The sequence below is a fragment of the Salegentibacter sp. BLCTC genome, from assembly GCF_015143665.1.
In the GTDB taxonomy this organism is placed as follows: Bacteria; Bacteroidota; Bacteroidia; order Flavobacteriales; family Flavobacteriaceae; genus Salegentibacter; species Salegentibacter maritimus.
The window spans coordinates 53,475-78,379 of sequence record NZ_WYEW01000002.1; the positions used below are offsets into that span (position 1 = coordinate 53,475).

Below are 24,905 nucleotides of genomic sequence, written 5' to 3' on the forward strand. Positions count from 1 at the left end.
TATTTTTTTAATATTTTCGGGTCATTCGCTTAACTTTCAGAATTCTATTATATAAATATCAAAAAGCTGAATAACAGTATTTTATGTTTCTAAAAAACCTTTCTTTAGTTAATTACAAGAACCTTCATTCAGCTTCTTTTGAGTTTGACAGGAAAATAAATTGCTTTGTAGGCAATAATGGCATTGGCAAAACCAACGTTTTAGACAGTATTTATCTACTGGCTTTTGGCAAAAGTTATTTTAATCCCATTACCAGCCAAAATATTAATCATGAAGCCGATTTTTTTGTGGTGGAAGGTCTATTTGAAAAATTACAAAAAGAAGAACAAATACTGGTTAGTGCCAAGCGCGGCCAGAAAAAAGTAATAAAAAGAAACAACAAGCCCTATGAAAAATTCAGTGAACATATTGGCTTTATTCCTACCGTAATTATATCTCCGGCAGACCGTGACCTCATAATAGAAGGAAGCGAAACCCGGCGCAAGTTTATAGATGGCGTGATTTCACAAAGCGATAAAGATTATCTTAACAAGCTTATTCAATACGGAAAAATAAATGCACAACGTAATTCTTTACTAAAGTACTTTGCTGCAAATCATAGTTTTGATCGTGACACCTTAGAAGTATACAACTTACAGCTTAGCGAATTAGGGCACTATATTTTTGAAAAACGGAAAGCTTTTTTAGAAGATTTTATTCCCATTTTCAATAAGCGATATACAGATATCACCAACAATAAAGAACAGGTAGATATCACTTACAAAAGCCAGTTGTTTAAAAGCTCTTTAGCTGCTTTACTTGAAGCAAATCTTCAAAAAGACATGGCTTTACAATATACAAGTGCAGGAACCCATAAAGACGATTTAAGTTTTGAAATAGAAGGTCATCCTATTAAAAAGTTTGGCTCCCAGGGGCAACAAAAATCATTTTTAGTAGCTTTAAAATTAGCTCAATTCGACTTTATTAAAGCTATTAGCAAGGTAAATCCAATTTTACTGCTTGATGATATTTTCGACAAATTAGACGAGCAAAGAGTAGCCCATATTGTAGCTTTGGTGGCTACCGACCAGTTAGGACAAATTTTTATTAGTGACACCCACGTAGATCGCACCGAAGCGGTGGTTAAAAGCAGTAATCAATCTTATAAAATTTTTAAATTGTGAGTAAAAAAATTCTTCTTTTCCTAGTCGGAATCGTACTTTTAGGATGCCAAAAACAGGATCCCGAGGAACAACTTCAATACCTTACCGGCTATTGGGAAATAGATCGCGTTGAAATTTCTGAAGACTCGGTAATTAAGTATAAGGTAAATGCCACTGTAGATTATATGGAGTTTGAGGGCAAAGAAGGTTTTCGGAAAAAGGTGAAACCACAATTTGACGGAAGTTTTAAAACAAGCGATCATAAAGAGGAAATTACAGCACGAATAGAAAACGATAGCTTACACCTATATTACAAAACTCCTTTTGATGAGTGGAAAGAAACAATAATTGTAGCCGAAGAAGAAAATTTTAGTGTGCTAAACCGAGACGGAAAAATATATCATTACACCAAATTCACCTCCCTATTAGATGAAGAAAATGAAGAAGAGAAATAACGAAAACCAAAGTTTAAGCGAAGTTTTAAAAGAATTTGTAGACCACAATAAACTTCAGGGCGGCTTAGACAAGGTAAGTGTTAAAGACGTATGGTACAGAGAAATGGGACCCGCAATTGAAAAGTACACTACTGCCATCAAATTGCAAAACGAAACACTTTATGTCCAGTTAAGTTCTTCTGTGCTTCGGGAAGAACTTAGTTATGGTAAAGGAAAAATAATAACCATGCTCAACAGGGAATTAGGAAAAGATCTTATCAAAAAATTGGTTTTACGTTAATGCAACATCGGTATTTTAAAATTTACAAACCCTACGGTTATTTAAGTCAGTTTATTACCAACGAACGCCCACGCAAGAAAAAGAAACTATTGGGAGAACTGGGTGATTTCCCGGAAGAAACCATGGCCGTGGGGCGTCTTGATCAGGATTCGGAAGGTTTACTATTTCTCACCACCAATGGCAAAGCCAGCGCTAAGGTTACCGGTAATAAAATTGAGAAAGAATATTATGTGCAACTAGATGGGCAAATCACCCCAACTGCTGTTGAAACACTACAAACCGGAATAGAAATAAGCATTAACGGAAAAAATTATAAAACACAGCCCTGCAAAGCTTTTATTTTAAAGGAAAGGCCGGTATTTCCAGAAAGGTCTAAGAAAATTAGGGATGAACGTCACGGCCCCACCAGTTGGATTTCTGTAACATTGGTTGAAGGTAAATTTCGTCAGGTAAAAAAGATGACTGCAGCTGTTGGTTTTCCAACTTTAAGGTTGGTAAGAGTAAGAATTGGGAATGAGCATATAGACAATATGAATACAGGCGAGGTTATTGAGCTCCCGTCTTTCTCTTATTAGAAATAATGCCTTAACTCGGTTTTATTTATTTCTTATTAAGCCTATAAAACCTAACTTTGCAGCTTCATATAAATCTATGCAAAACGCAGAATTAAGGACAGTAACCGTTACCAGGTACATCACCCCACTAAGAGAAGGCGGCTCCTTACCTGCCCTCACGGAAGCCGACGACGAGTTTAAGTATGTACTTAAATTTAAAGGAGCAGGGCATGGTGTAAAAGCACTTATTGCCGAGCTTCTTGGAAGCGAAATTGCCCGGGCATTGGGCTTTAGGGTACCGGAACTTGTTTATGCCAATTTAGACGAAGCCTTTGGAAGAACAGAAGGGGACGAAGAAATTCAAGACCTTTTACAGGCAAGCCAGGGCTTAAATCTTGCGCTACATTTTCTTTCCGGAGCTATTAATTTTGATCCTGTGGTTACCAAAGTTGAAGAATTTGAAGCATCAAAAATAGTCTGGCTAGATGCATTTATCACCAACGTAGACCGCACCTATAGAAATACCAATATGCTTATGTGGCATAAAGAGTTGTGGCTTATAGATCATGGGGCGTCTTTTTATTTTCATCACTCCTGGACTAATGTAGAAGAAAAAGCAAAAACCCCCTTTAATTTTATCAAAGATCACGTATTACTTCCACAGGCAAGTAAAATAAAGGAGGCAAATGAATATGCAAAAAAAATAATTACTCCAGAAAAGATTGAAGAAATTGTATCCCTAATTCCTTCAGAATGGCTACAATGGCAAGATACCGATGAAACAGAAGAAGAAATTAAAGCGGTGTACGCCCAATTTCTTAAAACCAGGCTGGATTATTCAGAAATTTTCACAAAAGAGGCAGAAAATGCAAGAAAAGCACTTATATGAATATGCTGTAATAAGGCTTGTGCCAAAGGTTGAGCGCGAAGAATTCTTAAACGTGGGCATTATTTTATTCAGTAAGAAAGAAAAATTCTTAAAAGCCGTATTCAATCTTGATGAAGAGCGACTGCGTATTTTTAGCAAAGATATGGATAGGGATGAAATTTGCTCTAACCTTGATTCTTTTAAAAAGATATGCGAGGGAAATAAAAATGGTGGTCCAATTGCTCAATTAGACCTGCCCTCCCGGTTTAGATGGTTAACAGCCGTTCGTAGCTCTATTATTCAAACTTCACGACCGCATCCGGGTATGACAAATGATCTCGATGTAACGTTAAAACGCCTTTTTAAGGAACTTGTACTGTAAGTAGTAAACCTATTGAAACTTGAGTCTAAATAGAAAAATAAAAATTGATTCGTAAAATTGAATCTCGATTATTGAGTGAATTCTAATTTATTGCACAGAGCACTTTTTATCTAATGAAGTTTCCTTAATAATTAATCCAAAGAACTCAAATGTTTCTTTCGCCTTTCCCGAAGCCTCTTTTATTTGAATTTCGGTAAATTCTTTTGATTTTAATTCTTTTACAAAAGTGTTCCATGATTTAACCCCATCACGATCACGACTAAAAAAGTGCGGACCCGGAATTCCCTGTAAACTGCGGCAATTAGGAACTTCCTTTGAAATATACATACCGCCAAGCGCAGAACCCAGAACCACATAAGCAGCACCAAGGGCTTCCTCATAAGAGTTTAGCGCAAATTCTGGTTTAAATTCTTTATAAATAGATGCATCTACTTCCAATTCCTCGAGGTCTTTCGCCAGCTTTTGGCTTTTATCTGATTTATATGTGGGAATAAATTTTACAATTTCATCTTCAGTAATTTTATATGAAATATAGTTCTGAAGTAATAAGAGCTTGTAATTCTCCAGACTTATATCATTGGAAATAATTTGACCGGCAAGATTTTCCTTCTCCAAATCTTCATGAAGTTTTTTGGTAGAATCCCTAAGGTTATTCAGCATCTTCTATATTAAATTTATCCAGGTTATTTCTTATTTTTTCAATATTCTCTCGTTGCTCCAAATCATCGGCCTTCATATTATCTAAATAGCTATAAATTTGGTGAACTGCTATTTTATTTTTTCTAATTTGTTCCCTTAATTCATCATGCTGCACCATATTATAAACCACTTGCTTTAAAAGTGGTTCTAATTTTTCGCTAAGATTATCCATATGCTTTTTTAAGATAAACCCCGATGCTCCAGAGAGTATAGTATTTGCAGCAAGTTCGTCGTCATCTAAAGCTCCTGTAACAAAAATAAACGGGGTGTTCTCATCTATAGATTTCACCAACTCCATAATTTCAAGGCCTGTACCGCTTGGAAGATTATAATCTGAAATTACTAAATCTGGTAAAAAGTTGGTGAAAATATTTTTAAAACCGGGTAAGTCCTGTACTACTTTTATTTCAACTGTTTCTACAATCTTAGTTATTTGCCTTTCGATTAACACGGCATCGGTTTCCTCATCTTCAACCAAAATAATACGTAATGGAGTACTAATCATTATTTAGAATTTCCACAAAAATACTAAACTAGTTAATGCAAAAAGCCGCGGCTTTATAAATTTGGGTATATTTTATTATAAAAAATGGAGTTCAACTTCTCTCTATTCCGTCTTATAACCAAATTTCTTTCTTTTACCTCTATTTACAACTGGTTAGTTTGTTTAAAATCAGTTCTTCATCTATAGGTTAGCTTTTAAATAGCCTTTATCCCGTAAATATTGGATAATTAGTAATACGGTTATTGCAAGTGATACACACGTATATAATCGAGTTCCATTACGGCGGGGAACAAAGCATCATCTACTCCATTATCACCAATATACTTACCACCAATAACCATATCTATTAAAAGGTAGAAGGGTTTATCGAAAGGCCAATTGTCTTCATTGGGAGAAGCAGGCCTATCTAAAGTATAAATTATATTTTCCAAATCATCAATATAGAACTTAATATAACGGTCTGTCCACAATATACCGTAAATATGAAACTCTTCTTCTACTGTTTCAAGCTCATTATTTACTCGTATCAGGGAGCCGTTAAAGGAGTTGTTAGCGGTACTATGAACGTTAATATTGAATTCGTTAGGATTATGACTAAAATACTCCATAATATCAATTTCACCACATTGCGGCCATCCTACTTGAGCTTCATTATCTCCAATTAAAACCAATTTAGCCCAAATCCCACTTTTCTCCTGTTCTGGAAGTTTTGCGTTTATTTCAATACGACCATATTCAAAGGCGTATTTACTACTTATTCTTGCCGATGAATATACATCAGCATTTTTTTCGGCCGTAATATTTAATATACCTCCATTTAAATTCACATTTTCTTTCCGGTAAGTTTGTAATTGATCTGCAACATCAGGATTAGTTGTGTTTTTAGGTTCAAAAGCCCAAACGTCATCAGCTAAGGTTGTTCCATTAAATTCTTCATTCCAAACTAATGCAACGTTATTCCAATCAATATCACCATCGCCAGGAGAATCCATTGTAATCTTGGTTCTTTCCTGAACAGGTTCAGGCTCGGGGTCTCCAGATTCCTCTTTAGAATCACAACTTAGTAGAAATAAATTAAGAAGTATAACTACTATAATTCGATCAAAATAAAATTTATGCATTTTCATAACGTTGACTTTAAGTAGTATTTTTTATTACTCTTAAAGTTAACTAAAAGTGAGTAAAGTCTTACTCAAAAACATTAAAAATTATTGAAAATCAGAATTATACACCAAATTTTGCATTACAAAACTAAGTTCATCAAGAGTAATTTAAGTCTCACTCTCCCAGAAAACACGGCATTTTGCTTATATAATTAAGTCCCGTAGCTCAAAAAGGTTTGGATCGATTCAAATCTAAAAATTAAAGAAAAAGGTAGTGCCTTTGTTAGGTTCACTATCCAGCCAAATTTCTCCCCGGTGCTTTTCTATAATTCTGGCTACTATAGATAAACCAACCCCTGTACCTTTAAATTGACTTTTAGAAGCTCTTGAAAAGACTTTAAAAATTTTGTCCCTATCGCCGGCAGGAATTCCAACACCATTATCTTTTATATAAAAAACGTCCTTGTCGTCCTGTAAAGTCGCTCCTATTTCAATCTTTGGATTTTTTGTTTGTTCAGAATACTTTAATGCGTTTCCTAAAAGGTTGCTCCATACTTGCCAAATCATTCGACGATCCCCAAAAGTTTCCGGTAAATTTTCTTTTATTACAACTTCTGAAGACGGATAATTATTCTCTATATTAAAACTCAACAAAAGTTCATCTATTAATTTACGAGTGCTAAAACTTGTTTTTTTAAGGTCTCCGCTAGTTATTTTTGAAAACGATAAAATATCATCTATTACCACTTCCATTTTATGAGAAGTGCTTAAAATAGTATTTATTGCCTTGGTAGCTTCGGCAGGTAATTCCCGGCTAAAATCTTCTTTTAGTATTTTCGCAAAACCATTAATGCCACGTAGAGGCCCCCTAAGATCGTGAGAAATACCAAAACTAAAAAGCTCCAGATCTTTATTGGCTTCCTGAAGCTCTCTATACAACCTGGCAATCTCTTCTTTTTGTTTGGCGAGCAGAAATTGATTTAAACCTTCACCAAAAGCTTTTACCGTTTCAATTTCATAGTCTTTCCAGCTATGAGAGATACCGTCTAATTTCTCAGTCCATTTTTTAAAAGACTTTCGCGGACTTAAACGTTGTTTTTCCTGATTATAAGAAACTTTGTTATTGGGGTTTCCTCCCCAACTTACGGTCTCAGCCATTTCTGGCCTAAACCACATAATAAAACTATCCTTAGACTTTCCCAGCTTAAAACTTAATACCCCCGAAGCGACTTTTTTATAATTTTCAGCACTGCCATATTTATCTTTTAGACTTTTAGTATAGAAAACCGATTGGTTTTTGCCATTTAAAAAGCTACATAAGTCTATCACCTCTTCTTTACTGGGAGTTTTGCCAAAAAGTTCTATTTCCTGATTCAAAATTACTGCACCCCCTGTACTTTCCACTAAAGAAGTAAAAGGAAGGGAAGTTCCTAAAAGGTTCTCAATTAAAGAATCTTCTATATTTAATTCTTCCGTAATCTTTTGCCTTAAAGTAGATTTCTCATTAAACTTTTGATTGAATATTCCGGTTTGTATAGCCGAAACTTTATTAGAAAAAACCTGGGCTAAAAACTTACAGGTTTCCCTATGAAAATAATTAATAAATTTAGCCGAATAATGATGACAGGCTACCAGGCCCCATAAACTCCCGTTTACAATTATAGCAGCCGTTAGAGAGGCTCCTACTTTCATATTTTGTAAGTACTCAATATGAATAGGGGAAACTCCTCTTAATGATGACTTTGAAAGATCCAGGGCTTTACCGGTAATAGGTGAGATTTCCGGGGAGATAGGAACAGGATCATAATTTACATCGGAAATAATCCTTACCTTATGTTTTAGAAATAATTCTCGTGATTGTGCGGGAATATCACTTGCAGGATAGCGCAAATCTAACCAGGTTTCTAAGTGCTTTTCCTTTTGTTCTGCCACCACTTCTCCATTCCACTCTTCATCAAACCGGTATACCATTACCCGGTCATAATTAAAAATGTTTTTTATTAACTTTGCGGCCTTAGCACATAAAGCTGTAGTTTGTTCAACGCCATCCAGGCCATTAATAATACTGGTTAATTGCTGCTGAAACTGTGAAGCCTTCCAGGTTGTGCCAAGCACCTCAAAATCAAGGATAAGGTTGTTTTCAGAGAAATGAGGCAACATTACAAACTCCTGCCCATTGATTTGCAAAGTTTCGGCATTAAAACCCGATTCTTTAGCAATTGCAGTTTCTAAACGTTCAAATGAAAGTTTACCTATTAATCTCTCTAAAGAAAATCCCAAAAAATCTTCATGCGAAATTCCGAAGAATTTCAATGTATTTTCACTTGCCTGGGTTACCTTAAAGGTTTTAGGATTCAGCACAACAACAACTCCGTGCGCCTGGGTCTTGCCAATTAGATGTATAGGTTCTTTTTCACAATTACTAACATCTAAACTAGCAGAAGACCACAACTGTTCTTCGCTCATATATGGTTATGCTTTTAATTTAAAATAAAATGTACTTCCCACACCTACCTGGCTTTCTACCCAAATAGTACCTTCGTGTAACTGAACAATTTTCTCTACGTGCGCTAAACCAACCCCGGTACCTTCATTTGTATCGGTTTCCTTTATTCGGTTAAAAATTGTAAAAATGTTCTTTTTGTCTTCTTCCGAAATCCCATAGCCATTATCGGTTACAGAAAAGACCCAATGGGCACCTTCTCTGTAAGATGCAATACGAACGTCGGGATCTCTCTCTTTTGGGGTATATTTTATAGCATTGCTAATAAGGTTTTGGAATAGTAAACGTAATTCTACCTCATAGCCCATTATTTTTGGCAACTTACCGGCATTCACCCTGGCATTGGTATCTTTAATTCTTTTACCAAGATCATATTTTACCACTTCTACAACTTCATTAATATTTACAAGGCTTTTTTGGCCGTTGCGCCCAATTCTTGAGTGTTCTAAAAGTGCCTTAATCTGTTCTGAAAGACGGGTAGAAGCATCTTTTATATACTTAATATAATCTTTACCCTTTTCATCTAATTTGGTAGCATATAATTTCCCTAACACATCACTACCAAATTTAATAGTGGAAAGGGGCTCCTGAAGGTCATGAGAGCAAATAGAAACGAATTGCTCCAGGTCCCTATTGGCGCGCTCCAGGTCGTCGTGCTGTTGTTTTAGTTGGTTTTCAGCTTTCTTTAAGGCCGAAATATCTACACAGGTATACCTTATAGTCATCACCCTACCATCCAAATCTTTTTCAGCTGTTGCATTTAAGATTACGGGGAGTAAATCTCCGTTAGCCATAAGCATATTTTGCTCCATATTTACGATGGTGCCGTTATTCTTAAACTCCTTATTTGTTTTTAAGGCTTTAAGCTGGGATTCTTCGTTGTAAAGATCGTAGATTGGCTTATCTATTAAATCTTCTTTAGTTTCATAACCCAATTTTGTTACCGCCATTTCATTGCATTGCACAATAAGCTGTGTTTGCGAATCTACACTAATATGAACTACCGGATCTTCTTCATAGAAAGATTTAAAACGCTTCTCGCTGGCTATTAGTTTTTCTTTAGATTTTTGCAATAAACCTACATCAATAAATGTAACTACTACTCCACTTATTTCATTATTAGAATTTATGTATGGTGAGATTCTTCTTAGAAAATAAGAATTATCTTTGGTCATTACCTGTTTTTCAAGAATTTTACCGGTTCTAAGTACGCGCTTACAACGAGTTATAAGGTTACTTTTTCCCATACTTGAAGTAAAGTGTTCTATAGGGCGACCTTCATCGGAGTCTATTAAATTAAAATGCCTTTGGATTGCCGGGGTGAATTTTCTTATCCTTAAACTTTTATCAAGGAAAATCACACCTATTTCGGTACTTTCCAGCAAATTGTTCATATCGGCATTTAAAGCTGCCAAATCCTCTACCTTCTGAAGATTTTCAGCATTTACCGTATTAATTTCTTCATTTACACTTTGCAGTTCTTCGTTGGTACTTTGCAACTCTTCATTAGAAGCCAATAATTCTTCATTGGCTGCCTGTAACTCTTCGTTACTGGTTTCTATTTCTTCTAATGAAGTATTAAGCTCTTCTTTAGTTTCCTTAAGTTCCTCTTCAAGATCTGCAACGTACTCTTTTGTACGCTTTGTAAGAGTTAACTTTTCGAGTGTACCAACATCGTTTAAGTTTATTTCCTTTTCAACAAACGTAATTACAAAATTGGTATTATCATCTTCTCCTTTTTGCTGAAAAGGTTTTACGATAATATCTACTACACCCTGAGAATCATATTTTTCAAATGAGGCATCCTGATACCTAAGTTTTTTATTGTTCTTTTTCGCTTTTTTTAAGGTACTTTGAATAATATATTTTAAATCGGGCCCCAGCATGTCCAATAAGTTTACAGAAAAACCACTAACCGGTAAATTGGCATATTTCCTAAATTCACCAACAGCCTGTAAAATATTGAAGTCTTTATCTACAAACACACTAGCTCCCCCAAAAACCTCCAGGATGGTTTCATTAAGCTCTTCTGTAAGTTTCGCTTTTATAGGGTTTGTTGTTTTTCTAGGCGTGGGACGTTTAATTTCACGTGTATTTGCAGGTAAATGATTCGTTGGAGTTGACTCTGAGATATTTGTATTTAAACGCTTTTCTGCATTTTGGTTTTGAAAAATTTTTGCAGAGCGATCTATAACTTTAAAATTATTTTTTTGAGAAGATACATTTTCACTAGTCCCTAACACTAAAACACCTCCTACTTTTAAGGCATACTGTAGAAAATTTAATGCCTTATTTTGTATTCCGGGCTGAAAATAGATTAAAAGATTTCTACAGGCTACAATATCCATATTACTGAAAGGCGGATTTTTGATAATGTTATGTTTTGAAAACACTACCATTCGTCTCATTTTATCAATTACTTTATAACCGTGCGGTTTACTTATAAAGTACTTCAGTAATAATTCAGAATCGATATCGGCCACAATACTTTCGGGGTAAAGCCCCTCACTTCCAATATTCAAATGCTTCTCAGAAATATCAGTAGCAAAAATCTTTAAATCAATACTTTTATTCTGGCGTTCAATTTCTTCGCTAATAATCATTGCAAAAGAATATGCTTCTTCCCCACTACTACAGGCAACATCCCATAGTTTTATAATTTCACCATTCTTTTTCTTGGCCACCAGTTTTGGAATAACATCTTCCCTTAGAACCTTCCAAACATTTTCATCTCTAAAAAACTTAGTAACTCCAATAAGGAACTCACGATGAAGTATTTCTGTCTCTTCCTCATTATGAATAAGGAATTCGTAATAATCTGAAAGGCTTTTACATTTACAAACATTTACCCTTCTCGCTATTCTTCGCGCCAGGGTAGCGTGTTTATACTCCCTAAAGTCCAACCCGGTTTTTTCATCAACAAAGCGAAGAATTTTCATTAATTCGCTTTCGTTATAGTTTAAATCTCCATCTTTAAAGTGAAAAACAGAAGGAGCATCTATAAAGTTTTTAAGCTCTTTTCCCATTTGGGAAACCGGCAGCACATAATCTATAAGACCAGTGTTAATAGCACTTTGTGGCATTCCATCAAATTTTGCTTCTTCAGGGTCCTGTACCATAACCATTCCATCCCGGTCTTTTATTGCCCTTACTCCCCGTGTACCATCACTTCCGGTTCCACTTAAAATTACTCCAATGGCTTTTTCCTTTTTATGTTTTGCAAGGGATTCAAAAAACATATCTATAGGTAAGTTTAAACTTTGTCCCGTTGGTTTTTTTACAAGATGAAGTTTATTCTTATCTAAAATGAGATTGTTTGCGGGCGGAATTAAATAAATATGACCTTGTTCAATTTTCTTTCCATCCTTCACCTCACGAATAGGCAGGTTTGTATTCTTTTTAAGTAGCTCTCCCATCATACTTTTATAGTCTGGGGAAAGGTGCTGAATAACTACATAAGCATTTTTATCGGTTTCGGGTATGTTTCCAAAAAAAGCTTTTAAAGCTTCTAACCCCCCGGCACTTGCACCTACAGCTATAATGCGTGGTTCACTGATTTTAAGCTTGTTCTCCAACTCAGATTGGGAAGGGTAGTTATTTACTTTTGTCATTTAGAAATGATTAAGTCAGACGTATATAAAATTAATAATAGTGAAAAATCAAAAATATAGGTTACATCAAATAAATATGGCCTCATTTGCAATTTAAAATAACAAAATATCAATAAAAAAGTAGAATATCATCTTAAACAATTTATAAAGCTATTTTTTTTATAGATTTTTTAACTAACCACTTTATTGAAAAACTGGACCACAAATCTTTATTTCCGGGTCAAAAATACACTAAATCTTAATTTCTAAGGAAGCAATATTTAAACAAAAAAATAGGTCTAAAAGCCAACCAATCACTTTTTCATAAACTGATAAATATCATTTCGGTAAAGCCAACCTAGGCTTAAATTTACTGTAATACAGCTTTATGAAGTTTTTTTCCTCATATCAATCAGGTTTTAATTCCTTTTTCATTGAAATAGGGGAAATGGGAAATTTTACGGGACGGTATTTCCGGGAGCTATTCAGTGGTCCATTTGAATTTAGGGAATTTCTAAAGCAATGTTACCAAATGGGAAATAAATCTTTGCTCCTGGTAAGTGTTACCGGATTTATTTTGGGCCTGGTATTTACCCTGCAATCCCGTCCTACCTTACTGGAGTTTGGGGCAGTTTCCTGGATGCCCTCCATGATAAGCATCTCTATTGTTAGGGAGATTGGCCCGGTAATAATTGCACTTATTTGTGCCGGAAGAATTGGCTCCAGTATAGGTGCCGAATTAGGTTCTATGAAGGTAACTGAACAAATAGATGCTATGGAGGTCTCCGGGACCAACCCGTTTAGGTTTCTGGTGGTTACCAGGATCCTTGCGGCAACCTGTATGCTTCCTATTTTGGTAATTGTAGGAGATTTTGTGGCACTAATAGGCTCTGCCCTTATAGAAAACACTAAAGGTGATGTTTCTTTTACCCTTTACTTTAACCAGGTTTTTGAAGCTCTTGAATTTACAGATTTACTTCCTGCTACCATAAAAACTTTCTTTTTTGGATTTGCCATTGGTCTGGTAGGCTGTTTTAAAGGTTACAATAGCAAAAAAGGAACCGCAGGAGTAGGAAAAGCTTCAAACTCTGCAGTGGTCTTTACCTCTATGCTCTTGTTTATATTAGATTTTATTGCCGTTTTTATAACCGATATTTTTTATAACTAAAGATGAAAAGCAACCCAGTAATAGCGATAAATCATTTATATAAAAGCTTTGGAAAACTAGAAGTTCTAAAAGATTTTAATTTAAAGCTTTTTGAGGGAGAAAACCTTGTATTAATGGGAAAATCCGGTTCAGGGAAATCGGTGATGATTAAATGTCTTGTGGGCTTAATGGAAGCCGATAAAGGCGATATTAAAGTTCTGGGAAAGGATATCTCAAAATTAAAACAAAATGAGTTAGATGAATTACGAACAAAAATTGGTTTCTTATTCCAGGGCAGTGCTTTGTACGATTCTATGACCGTTCGGCAGAATCTAGAATTTCCTTTAAGAAGGCATAGTCATAACACCGAAAAGAAAACAGAGGAACTTGTAAAAGAAGCCCTGGCAAATGTTGGGTTACCAGATACTATAGATCTTATGCCCGCCGAGCTTTCTGGAGGGATGCAACGCCGTATTGCTTTGGCGAGGGCACTTATTTTAAAACCAAAGATTATTATTTATGACGAGCCTACTACAGGACTGGACCCAATAACCGCTAAGGAAATTATTTTATTGATGATGAATATTCAAAAGAAATATGCGACCTCATCACTAATAATTACCCATGATGTAGACTGTGCCCGGGTAATTTCAAATAGAATGATCTTGCTACTAGAGGGAAAAGATTATGCTGAAGGAAATTTTAAAGACCTGGCTACTTCTAAAGATCCAAAAATTAAAGCCTTTTTTAAATAGTATGCTATGAAATCTAATTCAAAACAAAATCTAAAATTAGGCCTTCTTATTATAGCAGGTATAATCATATTTAGCCTTGCCGTTTTTTCAATTGGAAAAAAACAAAATCTTTTTGGCGATTCTATATTGATAAGTTCTGTTTTTAAAAATGTAAACGGCCTGCAACCTGGAAACAATGTTAGGTATTCTGGTGTGAATGTAGGAACTGTAAAAGACATTAAGTTCTTAAATGATACTGCCATTTGCGTAGATATGCTTATTAATCGTGAAACGGGGAGTTTAATTAAATATAGCTCCCTGGCAACTATAAATTCTGATGGTTTGGTGGGAAGCATGGTTTTAAATATTCTTCCTAACAGCCAGGCGGCTTCCAGAACAATACAGGAAGGAGACACCCTTGAATCTCTTAGCCAGGTAGCCACTGCCGATATGCTAAACACCTTAAGCCAAACCAACGAAAACGCTGCGCTCTTAACAGCCGATCTTCTAAAAATCACCAATAGTATAAATGCCGGTGAAGGTGTCCTTGGAGGTTTACTTAAAAATGATACCCTCGCAAAAAATTTACAGCAAAGTACCGAAAATTTAAAAGAACTCACCCACTCTACTCGTATGGGAATTAATAAGATAAATGGCATTCTAAATTCAGTAGATTTTGAAAATAGTTTGGCCGGTCTGCTCCTTGCCGACTCCGCAGCTCAACACGACTTTAGTGTTATTGTTAAAGACCTAAAGATTTCTTCTTCACAAATAAAAGCCATAAGTACAGATTTGGAGATATTTTCAAATGATCTTACTTCAGAAAAAGGAGCCTTAAATTATATTATTAAAGATACTGCGTTTGTAGATCATCTGGATAATAGTATGCAGAATATTGAAGAAGCAACTCATAGGTTTAACGAGAATATGGAAGCCTTAAAACATAATATTCTATTTCGTGGATATTTTAGAAAACTGGAACGACAAAAAGCAAGGGAAGAAAAGAAAAAGCAATAAATTATATCTACTACCGAAAAAAGGGAGTATTAATTTAAATATTATCCATTCGCCATCTTTTTAGCTCTGGAAGTTTTTTTATGAGTTGACGTGCTTCCTCAAGACTTATATCTTCCTGTACTTCTGCCATTTCCAGCAACTTGATTTCCAACTGGTGTAAATTAAGGGATTTATCAACAAATGCACCATCCTTATAGCAATCACGGCAATAATCGGTATTTACCGACTTATCCCGATTTGTTCCGGCGTTAGCGGGCACAAAAGGCCATCCACAACTTTGGCAAATTAAAGTTTCCATAATATCATTTTTTACCTGCTAAGCAGTATTTTTAACTTTGAAAGCATTAACAGTTCAGCTTTGTTTTTTCCTGCAAAAGACGCTGCAATAGCATCAGCGGTTTCCCATATTAACTGTTTTATGTTTTGGGTAAATAATTGATGATGCTCTTTTTTATAATCCTTAAATTCGTTAAACGCCCAGTCTGCTGTGGGAGCATTTTCTTGCAACCAATCAAATACTATTTCAATTTGATAGGCTTCATCGGTTCCATACATATCGGTTGCGCTATCTACCGGCACCCATTGTTCTTTAACCAATTTCTTTAAAGTATTTATTTCTTCGGCACGTACTACTTTATCTGATGCTGCTATGGCATAGAAAAGTATCCCAATTTTAGTATAGAAATCTTCGGTGAGTATTGTTTTTTTAGAAATTTTCATATCTGGTTCTATTTTTCACTTAAAGATACACTGGCTATAAGTGGTTAAAAATGATAAAAATCATTATTCATCTATATTTCTGAATAATCTCTTAAAGATATAGCAACCTAATTAATTGACTAAAAGAAATATATAATTTTTATGTTTTATGAATTTTTAAAATTACTTTGTATATTTAAGTGTTGTTTAATGCATTTCGCACTCCCCCATTGGAAATGCAAGGCAGTCTCCAAATCTTTTCTTTTTCTATTAATCGTAAGCTCATTTAGGATGAAGTGTATTGTGTTTTGTTCAGAAAAAGTTAGTGATATTTTTAAACTAGAAAAATCGTCTATTTTAAAAGAGTACGCATTTGTGCATACAGCTACCTTAAAAGATTTAAACGACTTTCTAATTTCCCAAAGGCCAGAGCTAATTATTTGGGATAAAAACACTAACATTCCTACTAGCATTTTTAGAAATAAGCAAAAATTACAGAGCATCCCGTTATTGTCTATTATCCCCGCAAAAAATCTTGATACCTGGCATCCGATTCACAATAGGCATAAGTATGTACTGCGACCTTATTCCCTGGTTGAACTTCAACATAAAATAAAATCTTTAGTACCCATACAGCCACAAAAAAACCAAACAGTAAAAAACAGTAAAAGACCTATAATACCAGATATTGAATCTTTGAAAACCTATATCCAGCAACAGGGAGAACCGGTAAAATGGGATAAAAATAAAATTATATTTAGGGAAAACAGGCATTCCAGCTTTATCTATTTGGTAAACAAGGGACTTCTTAAAACTTTTAGGATGGATCAGTTGGGAAAAGAACTAATTACCGGTATTTATCGTAAAAATGAGTTGCTGGGTCTTTATGGCTTCCACGATAATCTCATTTGTCCCGAAACCGCCAGTAGTATCGAAGCTTCTACAGCTTATCGCTTTCCATATAAAAGCTTTAAGGAACTTTTGGAGAACAATCCTAACCTCGGTTTAGATTTGGCACAACTTTTAACCGATACCGTGGTAAGGCTTAAATCACAACTTTTAGAAATGGCCTATGCTTCAGTTTTAAAAAAAACTTCTACTACCATACTACAATTTGCCGATGATTTAAAGCAACCCGACTTTAATGGCCTAAAAATTTCCAGAACAGATTTGGCCAGTATGGCAGGAATTTCACCTGAAAGCTTTATAAGAAGTCTTTCCTGTCTTAAAAAAGAAGGTATAATAGCCATAAAGGGAAAAAATATAAACATTTTAAACTCAGAAAGACTCCAGGAAATCATATAGCCTTAATTTTTTGTTAAAAATTAAGTTTCTGACATATATCATTATTTCTGAGCTTTTTATAAACTATTTTCATATCCTTGAAATAAAGCAAAATATAAATTTGATTTCCTTGTACTGTTGAGAGTATGGAATCAAATTTTAGAAGATATCAAAGGTATTTTTTAACCAGATATACAAATTTTACTTCGTGTAAGATCACTGATATCATCCAGGTGTTAAAGAGTAAACTTAATATCTTCTTTAGGAAACAGGAGGCAATGGTCTCCTGTTTCTGTGTTTAGATATCTTCCACATGGAACAAAAAAACATAAAAACCTGATTTACATCATATTAAAATTAAATTTTTAAAAGTAATTTAATGTACTCTTTAGAGAAATTATTAACCATTAAATTCTAAATATTATGTCTATCACAAAAAGCAAACGTAGAACTCCAACTATGGAAAGTTCTTTATTGAGTTCGTATCCATTTTTCTCTGATTTAATGGATACTAAAAGAGGAATTTTTAACTTGAACCGTCTCTTTAACGGAGATTTTGATGAGGATCTTCCTGCGCTAAATGTAAAAGAAAAAGAAAACGAGTTTGAAATTGAACTTGCAGCTCCCGGACTCTCAAAAGAAGATTTTAAAATTTCTATTGAAGACGGTATTTTATCTATTTTGGCAGAAAAAGAAAATAAAGTTGCAGAAGAAAATGAAAATTTTGTGAGAAAAGAGTTTAGCTACAACAGCTTTTCCAGAAATATAAGTTTACCAGACGAAGTAGATTTGGACAAAGATATAGAGGCGAAATACAAAGGAGGAATACTCAAGATGAATCTAAAAAAAAGAAAGGGCGAAAAGGCGAAAAAAGCAAAAACAGTAAATGTATCCTAAATTAACTCGTAGCAAGCCTATGAGGAACTACATCTCAATTATAGAATGGAGAAGTAAACTACCTTAAGGCAGTCTCGGGTATTATAAACTTTGGGATATCAATAAAAATGCAGGCTCGTAAAAACGGGGCTGCATTTTGCTTAAAGTTTATGAATCCTCCATTTTCCGTTAGGCCCTTTAACACTTAACAAATTTTCTCCTAGCCACTTTGCATTAATTTCAGGTGCCTCCTTTAGTTTCTTTCGGGATACAGAGACCGGGAAAGGACCTTCCAGATATTTTAATATTTCACCTTCCCTATTCAGAAGCACTATATCATATTTATAAGAAATCACCCTTTTGCCTAAAAGTTGGTTTTCTCCTAGCTCCTCTTTTTCAAGTTTTATTGCAAGTGCCTTCCCATGAGAGAAGTTGCTTAGGTTTAAGTAAACCGGTTCTATGATAGTTTTTCCTTCTGCATTGATAAAACCGTAATAATTAATACCGTTTTTTTGTTTTTTAATGATAGCCCGACCATCTTTTATTTGTGGATATTTTATTCCTGACACTCCAATTGTACCGGGTTTCGGATTTTCATTAGCAATAAGGTCGTTTCTAAAAGATACTACCATATTCCCGTTAGCGTCTAAAAAACCCCAGGTATTGGCATGCCTTACAGCGGTAAACCCATTTTCCTCATTGGCTACATAATCAAACTCTTTAGGCTCTTGTGCAAATAACACAATAGGAAAACTTAATAAGATTCCTAACAGTAAATTTTTCATCTCTAAAAGTTTTAAAACAACTTTTAAATATAACACAAAATACTGTAAATAAAACTGATAGCCGTCATACTAAACAAAAAGCTTTTGTAGCTTTATATGTTTTAAATTGAGAAACAAACTGATTTTCCTCATAGTTTAAACTTAGTTCTTGGGTTAACTTTATAAATCAAAGGTTCAGAAAATGAGAAAGATAATTATACCCACAGATTTTTCGGAAAATGCAAACAATGCTTTACGTTATGCCTGCCAACTTTTTAAATACGAAAAAAGTGAACTTATTCTTTTACATGCCTATGCCGAAAAGGTATATGCCGATGAAAATGTATTAAGCAATGCACTAATGGACGAATTAAAAGCTGTTACAAAAATAAGATCTGAAGAAGAATTGGGTAAAATAAGTTTAAAGGTTCACGATGAATTTTGTAATCCCCGGCATAAAGTAAAATTGATAGCTGCTTTTGGAGACCTTGTAGATGAAGTAAACAGTTTAGTAAATTCAGAAAATGCCGATCTTGTAGTGATGGGAACACGCGGACTTACCAACGACAGCAGCCTGGGAATGGGCAGTAACACCCTAATGGTCTTAAAATACGTACAATGCCCGGTACTGGCTATCCCCGCTAATTTTACATATAACGAGCCTAAAAATATTCTGTTTCCAACCAATTTTTTAATTCCCTATCAAAAAAGAGAATTAAAGGTTGTGGGGGAGATTGCCCGGGATTTTAATTCAAAAATCCACTTTCTCTACTTGTCCAAACATAAAGCTACCTCTTCCCGCCAACAGGATAATTTAGAATTTTTAAAACAACAGTTCTACAATACAATAACCGAAGTACACCAAAAAGATGAACTGAGAAAGGAAAAAGCCATAGAAGATTTCATTGCTACCAATAAAATAGACCTTTTAGTTATGGTAAATTCCCGGCACACATATTTAGAAGACATGCTATTAACCTCCACAATAGATAAGGTAGGTTTACACCCAAGCGTACCCTTGCTTGCTTTACAAAATTTTAATAGAGAATGCGTTTAAAACTTAGAAATCATGAAAAAAATACTCTTACCCACCGACTTTTCTGAAAATGCATACAATGCTATTAAATATGCGCTTACTATTTATAAAAATGAGGAGTGTAGGTTTTATTTGTTAAACACCTATACACCGGTTTTATATGATACCGAATATATTTTATACAACAGTACACAACCTAATCTTGCCGAAGTTTACCAAAAAAATTCTCAAAACGGCTTAAAAAAGGTAGCACAAAAAATTAAACGTGATTTTAATAACCCAAATCATCATTTTGAACAAATTTCAGCTTTCAACCTTTTAATAGATGAGATGAAAGAGCAGGTTAAATCTAAAGAAATAGACCTTGTGGTTATGGGAACCCAGGGAGCTACCGGTGCCGAAGAAATATTAATTGGTACCAATACGGTACAGGCCATAAACAAACTAAGAATTCCGTTACTTACTATCCCTTCTGAATATGAATATGAATCTCCAGCAAATATTCTGTTTCCAACAGATTTTCAATTGCATTTTAGCTCCCCACAGCTGGAACCCATTCTAAATGTTGCCAAAAATCATACATCTAAACTGGATATCCTACATGTTTTCTTCGGAAAAGATCTTGATGAAACCCAGGAAAAAAATAAAAAAAACCTAAATGAAGTCCTTGATGATTCTCCACATCAATTCCACACTATAGAAGATAAAAGTATAACCAGCGCCATTAAAAATTTTCAGGAAAAAAATAAGGTAGATATGCTTTTTATGGTGAATAACAAACATAGCTTTTTTGAAAACTTACTCTTTAGACCGGTAGTTAACAAAATAGGCTTTCATATTAAAGTACCGTTTATGGTGATTCCCTCAGGAAAATTCAGCTAATTATGAAAAACATACTCATCCCCACCGATTTTTCAGTTAATGCCTGGAAAGCTACTGTTTTTGCATTTCGTTTGTTTGAAAATGAACTATGTAATTTTTATTTTTTAAATGCATGCAAACCCGAATTCTATACGCCAGATATAAATGGCCATAGTTTATCTCAAGCAAAAGAAGATAATAAAGCATTAATGGGAAAACTATTAAAGGAAGTAGCTATAGTTAATAAAAACCCGCATCACAGGTTTAAATCTTTAATACTGGAATCCTGGTTAAACGATGCCATAACAGAAATTCAAAAGGATATAATTTTTGATCTCATAATTATGGGAACCAAAGGCGAAAATGAGCCCGACGACAAGATTTTTGGCACCAATAGCATGAATGTTGTAGAAACGGTAGAACATATGCCCGTTCTCTTAATTCCAGATCAAAGTGTATATGTGCCTGAAGTAAAAAAAGAAATGGTTTTGGCCACCCGTTTTGACAAATCTTTTTCTATTGCCGAAATCAATTTTTTAATAGATATGGCCAAAAAATTTAAAGCCAGTATTAGAATTCTCTACATTCAGGACACCGATAATCTTTCTGATGATCAGGAGACCAGAAAAGAAGAATTACATGAGTATTTTAAAGACATATCCCACAGCTTTCATACATTAACAGATATTGAAGTTGCGAAGGGTATTCATAGCTTTATTCAAAGCCGGGGCAGCGACATTTTGGTTTTAAACCATAAAAAAAGAGGTTTTATTAAAACACTTTTTTCTAAATCCCTGCTTAAAGAATTGGGAAGAAAACCACAAATTCCCACCATCTTTATGCCCACAAATTTATAATGTAGAATTCATTATTTTTAAATAAAAGAATAAAAATGGATGTCTCCAACTTACAGGTTATAAAAGCTTCCGGTGAAAAAGTTCAGTTTTCTATAGATAGGGTTGCTGAATCCCTAAAGCGATCTGGGGCCAATAATAAATTAATTAATAGTACACTAGAAAGTCTTAAGAAAGAACTGTATGATGGCATTACTACCAAAGAAATATACACGCGTGCTTTTAGTTTGCTTAAAAAAGGAAATAATACCAGCGCTTCTAAATATAAATTAAAGACAGCAATTTACGAATTGGGGCCAACAGGATTTCCGTTTGAAAAATTTATTGCCGCACTTTTAAACCATAGTGGTTATAAAACTGAAACCGGGAAAATATACCAGGGTAAATGCGTAACTCATGAAATTGACGTAGAGGCAAAATCAGATACAAAATTAATTCTTATAGAGTGTAAATTCCATAATGCCGGTAAAAATAGTGATGTAAAAATTCCTTTATATATAGATTCAAGAATTCGGGATATAAAAAACTTTAGAAAAAACAATAATCATAAACTTGAATTGGAGGAGGCTTGGGTAGTTACCAACACCCGTTTTACTGCAGATGCTATACAGTATGGTAAGTGCAGTAATCTAAAGTTATTAAGTTGGGATTATCCAAAGGGGCAGGGTTTAAAAGATAGAATAGACAGGCTAGGTTTATTCCCCATAACCGTTTCTACCCTACTTTCAGAAAGAGAAAAGAATTTTTTACTTAGCAGAGATATAGTTTTATGCCAGGATCTTATAAATGATAATTTCTACCTGGATCAACTGGAAGTTCATAATCCGCGTAAAAAAAGAATCCTAAAAGAAATGGAAGAGCTTTGCAAACATTAAACCTATGGGAGAAAATATAAAAATCCATTTTTTAGGCGCAGCAGGTACAGTTACCGGCTCTAAATTTCTTTTGGAAACATCGGAATTAAATATTTTGATAGACTGCGGCCTTTTCCAGGGAATTAAAAGTTTAAGAGAGCTAAATTGGAAAGATTTTCCATTTAACCCTACCTCTATAGATATTATTTTATTAACTCACGGCCATCTAGACCATACAGGTTATTTACCGCGATTAGTAAAACAGGGCTATAGAAATCAAATTTTAGGAACACCTCCTACCTTGGGTATTACCGAAATCATCTTAAAAGATAGTGCAAAAATACAGGAAGAAGATGCCGAGAGGGCCAATAATGAAACCTATAGTAAGCACCAACCGGCCTTGCCCCTATATACCACGCCAGATGCTGAAAAAACTATTAATTTATTTGAAAGTATTAACCTAAATGAATGGTACCAGCTTTCAAAAAATATTAAATATCGGTATCAGCCAAATGGTCATATTCTAGGTTCTTCCTTCATTGAACTGGATATTTTCAATAAGCGCTTTGTATTTTCAGGTGACATTGGCAGAAAAAAAGATTTACTTCTAGATCCACCCAATAAGCCCGAAAAAGCAGATTACTTATTTCTGGAAAGTACTTACGGAGATAGACTACACCCCAAAGATAAGTCGGATGAAATACTTACCAAAGCTATAAAAGATACCCTATCGAATAAAGGGAGCCTCATTATTCCAAGCTTTGCAGTAGAACGTTTACAGGGAATCATGTATAAAATTTACTTATTAGCCAGAGAGAAAAAAATTCCCAAAATAGCCATTTATATAGATAGCCCAATGGGGAACAAGATTTTAGGCTTGTTTTACAGTTTTGCCGAATGGCACAAGCTAAGCACTAATGAAATGAAAGGTATGCTTTCCTACTTTAATATTATCACTTCTTATCGTGATACCTGGAAAACCATAGACGAAAAACACCCTAAAATTGTTATTGCCGGAAGTGGAATGGTTACGGGAGGTAGGGTACTTACTTATTTGCGCTATTTAATAGATAAACCTCAAACAACAGTTTTATTAGTAGGATACCAAGCCGAATGTACTCGTGGAAGACAGCTGGAAAATGGAGCCGCGGAAGTGAAAATCTTCGGCAAATACTGCCCTGTAAAAGCAAAAATTTTAAAAGTTGAAAGCCTCTCTGCTCATGCCGATCAGGAAGAATTATTAGACTGGCTTTCTAGCATAAAAAATAATCCCCGAAAAATATTCTTAACTCATGGAGAGCCCACAGCCCTCGACTCGTTAAGAGTTAAAATTAAAGATCTATATAATTCTGAATTAGTAATTCCCAATCTTTATGATATTACCAGCCTAAAACTTTAAAAACCCAGAAATTTCACGAAAACCTTTTCGTAAAATTTAGCACATATATTACTGCAATAATGGCAGAAATATGTCAGTTATTCTATAGAATCAATCTAAATTATCAGTTATAGTTTTTTTCTATGATTTTATCAGGACCGGTCTATAATTATAAAAAGAAAAAAGACTATTTCCTATCAGGGCTATTTTTTATAAGGAAAAAACTCACAGTCCAGTTAATCCCAGGTATAAAGGCTATAGGGGTTCCTAAAGTTTCTAAAAGCTCTCTTCTAAAAAAGCAAAAAGTATCTTTTAGATTAGTTTAACCATATATTTTCTTAGTTCCCACAAAAATAAATTAATTTAATCCTGATTTTAAGTCATAAAACCATTTTGGCAGGAATCGTCGTATGGTCTTTGTTCCCTATGTGAAGGATTTAGTAATCCAAAAGACTAAATAGAATTAATTAACCAAAAAATATAGAATGAAAGTATTAGTTATTGGAGCAGGAAATATGGGATTAACTTACGCTGAAGGAATGGCGAAGTCCAGTTTACTTAATCATCGTAACCTAATGATTTTTGACAAATCGGCTGAGGTAATAACCACCCTTAGCAAGCTAGATCATTTTGATGTTTATGATGATATAGAGGAATGTCTTCCAGAAGCAGATATCGTATTTCTGGCTGTTAAACCATATCACTGCGATGCTTTGTTTGAAGAAATTAGACCATTGGTAAACGATCAGCAAATTTTTGTTTCACTAATGGCAGGTGTAACTATAGATAAAATACAGGAAGGTTTAGACGTTAAAAAAGTTGTGCGTTCTATGCCAAACCTTCCGGCCCAGGTGGGTAAAGGAGTTACCTCGTTTACAGAAGCCGAAGAAGTATCCAGGGTAGAACTATTAATGGTAAGAAACTTACTGGATACTACAGGAGCATCAATTCACGTACAAACAGAAGAATTTATAGATGCTTCTACAGGTATTTCAGGAAGTGGACCAGCGTATGTATTTTATTTTATGAACTCCATGTTAGAGGCGGCCTTAAAAATGGGCTTCTCTAAAAACGATTCTAAAGTATTGGTTAGCCAAACTTTTGAGGGTGCTGTAAAACTATTTAATGAATCAGATCTTTCCCCGAGTACATGGATGGATCGTGTAGCCTCTAAAGGAGGGACAACCCGTGCCGCTTTAGATTCCATGGATGAAAATAATGTTGAAGAGCTTATTAAAGATGCCGCTTATGCTGCTTTTGACAGAGCCGTTGAGTTAGGTAAAGAATAGTTAATTTTAAATAGAAGTTTAAATATAACTT

The 24,905-nt window shown here is 34.5% G+C and carries 25 protein-coding genes; 17 read left to right on the forward strand and 8 right to left on the reverse strand.

Annotated features, from left to right (window positions below; genetic code table 11):
- Positions 1–83 precede the first annotated feature (83 nt).
- The 6 genes from GUB10_RS02370 to GUB10_RS02395 all read left to right on the forward strand — a co-directional run bounded on the left by GUB10_RS02370 (position 84) and on the right by GUB10_RS02395 (position 3,681).
- A complete protein-coding gene (locus GUB10_RS02370; protein ID WP_193709836.1) occupies positions 84–1,163 on the forward strand; it encodes a DNA replication/repair protein RecF in 1,080 nt (359 codons plus the stop codon).
- Positions 1,160–1,597 (forward strand): lipocalin family protein, encoded by a 438-nt coding sequence (locus tag GUB10_RS02375; protein WP_193709837.1) that lies wholly within the window; start codon positions 1,160–1,162, stop codon positions 1,595–1,597. The genes GUB10_RS02370 and GUB10_RS02375 overlap by 4 nt, the downstream gene beginning before the upstream one ends.
- Positions 1,581–1,877: a DUF721 domain-containing protein gene (locus GUB10_RS02380; RefSeq protein ID WP_193709838.1), complete on the forward strand. Its 297-nt coding sequence runs from the start codon at positions 1,581–1,583 to the stop codon at positions 1,875–1,877. Before GUB10_RS02375 ends, GUB10_RS02380 begins: the two co-directional genes overlap by 17 nt.
- Positions 1,877–2,452, forward strand: coding sequence for a pseudouridine synthase (locus GUB10_RS02385; protein ID WP_193709839.1), 576 nt, complete (start codon positions 1,877–1,879; stop codon positions 2,450–2,452). The genes GUB10_RS02380 and GUB10_RS02385 overlap by 1 nt, the downstream gene beginning before the upstream one ends.
- Positions 2,453–2,528: 76 nt before the next feature.
- Positions 2,529–3,320 (forward strand): HipA family kinase, encoded by a 792-nt coding sequence (locus tag GUB10_RS02390; RefSeq protein ID WP_193709840.1) that lies wholly within the window; start codon positions 2,529–2,531, stop codon positions 3,318–3,320.
- Positions 3,298–3,681, forward strand: a complete 384-nt coding sequence (locus GUB10_RS02395) for a DUF3037 domain-containing protein (protein WP_193709841.1) — start codon at positions 3,298–3,300, stop codon at positions 3,679–3,681. Before GUB10_RS02390 ends, GUB10_RS02395 begins: the two co-directional genes overlap by 23 nt.
- An 87-nt stretch (positions 3,682–3,768) precedes the next feature.
- Here GUB10_RS02395 and GUB10_RS02400 read toward each other — a convergent pair whose 3' ends face one another.
- The 5 genes from GUB10_RS02400 to GUB10_RS02420 form a co-directional block, all read right to left on the reverse strand.
- Complete coding sequence (locus GUB10_RS02400) at positions 3,769–4,341, reverse strand: biliverdin-producing heme oxygenase (RefSeq protein WP_193709842.1); 573 nt, start codon at positions 4,339–4,341, stop codon at positions 3,769–3,771.
- A complete protein-coding gene (locus GUB10_RS02405) occupies positions 4,331–4,885 on the reverse strand; it encodes a response regulator (protein ID WP_193709843.1) in 555 nt (184 codons plus the stop codon). Before GUB10_RS02405 ends, GUB10_RS02400 begins: the two co-directional genes overlap by 11 nt.
- A gap of 239 nt (positions 4,886–5,124) precedes the next feature.
- Entirely contained in the window at positions 5,125–6,012 is an 888-nt protein-coding gene (locus GUB10_RS02410; protein WP_193709844.1) for a glycoside hydrolase family 16 protein, read from the reverse strand.
- Between the two features lie 228 nt (positions 6,013–6,240).
- Positions 6,241–8,454: an ATP-binding protein gene (locus tag GUB10_RS02415; protein ID WP_193709845.1), complete on the reverse strand. Its 2,214-nt coding sequence runs from the start codon at positions 8,452–8,454 to the stop codon at positions 6,241–6,243.
- A 6-nt stretch (positions 8,455–8,460) separates the two neighbouring features.
- Complete coding sequence (locus GUB10_RS02420; protein WP_193709846.1) at positions 8,461–12,102, reverse strand: chemotaxis protein CheB; 3,642 nt, start codon at positions 12,100–12,102, stop codon at positions 8,461–8,463.
- Between the two features lie 367 nt (positions 12,103–12,469).
- On the opposite strand from GUB10_RS02420, the gene GUB10_RS02425 reads away from it, so the two are divergent.
- From GUB10_RS02425 to GUB10_RS02435, 3 genes are read left to right on the forward strand one after another with little or no spacing between them, the layout of a single operon-like run.
- Positions 12,470–13,249 (forward strand): ABC transporter permease, encoded by a 780-nt coding sequence (locus GUB10_RS02425; protein WP_193709847.1) that lies wholly within the window; start codon positions 12,470–12,472, stop codon positions 13,247–13,249.
- A 2-nt stretch (positions 13,250–13,251) separates the two neighbouring features.
- Positions 13,252–13,983 carry an ABC transporter ATP-binding protein gene (locus GUB10_RS02430; protein ID WP_193709848.1) on the forward strand — a complete coding sequence of 244 codons (732 nt, stop codon included), beginning with the start codon at positions 13,252–13,254 and terminating at the stop codon, positions 13,981–13,983.
- 6 nt (positions 13,984–13,989) lie between these two features.
- Positions 13,990–14,979, forward strand: a complete 990-nt coding sequence (locus GUB10_RS02435; RefSeq protein ID WP_193709849.1) for an MlaD family protein — start codon at positions 13,990–13,992, stop codon at positions 14,977–14,979.
- A 34-nt stretch (positions 14,980–15,013) separates the two neighbouring features.
- On the opposite strand, the gene GUB10_RS02440 is transcribed toward GUB10_RS02435, so the two are convergent.
- The gene (locus GUB10_RS02440) at positions 15,014–15,277 is read right to left on the reverse strand and encodes a zinc ribbon domain-containing protein (RefSeq protein ID WP_193709850.1); all 264 of its coding nucleotides are present in this window, start codon (positions 15,275–15,277) and stop codon (positions 15,014–15,016) included.
- Positions 15,278–15,288: 11 nt separating this feature from the next.
- Positions 15,289–15,699 carry a hypothetical protein gene (locus tag GUB10_RS02445; protein WP_193709851.1) on the reverse strand — a complete coding sequence of 137 codons (411 nt, stop codon included), beginning with the start codon at positions 15,697–15,699 and terminating at the stop codon, positions 15,289–15,291.
- 270 nt (positions 15,700–15,969) lie between these two features.
- On the opposite strand from GUB10_RS02445, the gene GUB10_RS02450 reads away from it, so the two are divergent.
- Both GUB10_RS02450 and GUB10_RS02455 read left to right on the forward strand, forming a co-directional pair.
- Positions 15,970–16,983 carry a Crp/Fnr family transcriptional regulator gene (locus tag GUB10_RS02450; protein ID WP_193709852.1) on the forward strand — a complete coding sequence of 338 codons (1,014 nt, stop codon included), beginning with the start codon at positions 15,970–15,972 and terminating at the stop codon, positions 16,981–16,983.
- A gap of 402 nt (positions 16,984–17,385) precedes the next feature.
- Positions 17,386–17,859: an Hsp20/alpha crystallin family protein gene (locus tag GUB10_RS02455; protein ID WP_193709853.1), complete on the forward strand. Its 474-nt coding sequence runs from the start codon at positions 17,386–17,388 to the stop codon at positions 17,857–17,859.
- A 140-nt stretch (positions 17,860–17,999) separates the two neighbouring features.
- On the opposite strand, the gene GUB10_RS02460 is transcribed toward GUB10_RS02455, so the two are convergent.
- Positions 18,000–18,623, reverse strand: coding sequence for a WG repeat-containing protein (locus GUB10_RS02460; protein WP_193709854.1), 624 nt, complete (start codon positions 18,621–18,623; stop codon positions 18,000–18,002).
- Between the two features lie 181 nt (positions 18,624–18,804).
- On the opposite strand from GUB10_RS02460, the gene GUB10_RS02465 reads away from it, so the two are divergent.
- The 6 genes from GUB10_RS02465 (at position 18,805) to proC (ending at position 24,874) form a co-directional block, all read left to right on the forward strand.
- Complete coding sequence (locus GUB10_RS02465; protein ID WP_193709855.1) at positions 18,805–19,659, forward strand: universal stress protein; 855 nt, start codon at positions 18,805–18,807, stop codon at positions 19,657–19,659.
- A 12-nt stretch (positions 19,660–19,671) separates the two neighbouring features.
- On the forward strand, positions 19,672–20,520 hold the full coding sequence (locus GUB10_RS02470; RefSeq protein ID WP_193709856.1) for a universal stress protein: 849 nt from the start codon (positions 19,672–19,674) through the stop codon (positions 20,518–20,520).
- Positions 20,521–20,522: 2 nt separating this feature from the next.
- A complete protein-coding gene (locus GUB10_RS02475; RefSeq protein WP_193709857.1) occupies positions 20,523–21,356 on the forward strand; it encodes a universal stress protein in 834 nt (277 codons plus the stop codon).
- A gap of 35 nt (positions 21,357–21,391) precedes the next feature.
- Positions 21,392–22,228, forward strand: coding sequence for a restriction endonuclease (locus GUB10_RS02480; protein ID WP_193709858.1), 837 nt, complete (start codon positions 21,392–21,394; stop codon positions 22,226–22,228).
- Positions 22,229–22,232: 4 nt separating this feature from the next.
- Positions 22,233–23,606 (forward strand): MBL fold metallo-hydrolase RNA specificity domain-containing protein, encoded by a 1,374-nt coding sequence (locus tag GUB10_RS02485; RefSeq protein WP_193709859.1) that lies wholly within the window; start codon positions 22,233–22,235, stop codon positions 23,604–23,606.
- Between the two features lie 464 nt (positions 23,607–24,070).
- Entirely contained in the window at positions 24,071–24,874 is an 804-nt protein-coding gene (gene proC, locus GUB10_RS02490; RefSeq protein WP_193709860.1) for a pyrroline-5-carboxylate reductase, read from the forward strand.
- Positions 24,875–24,905: the final 31 nt, after the last annotated feature.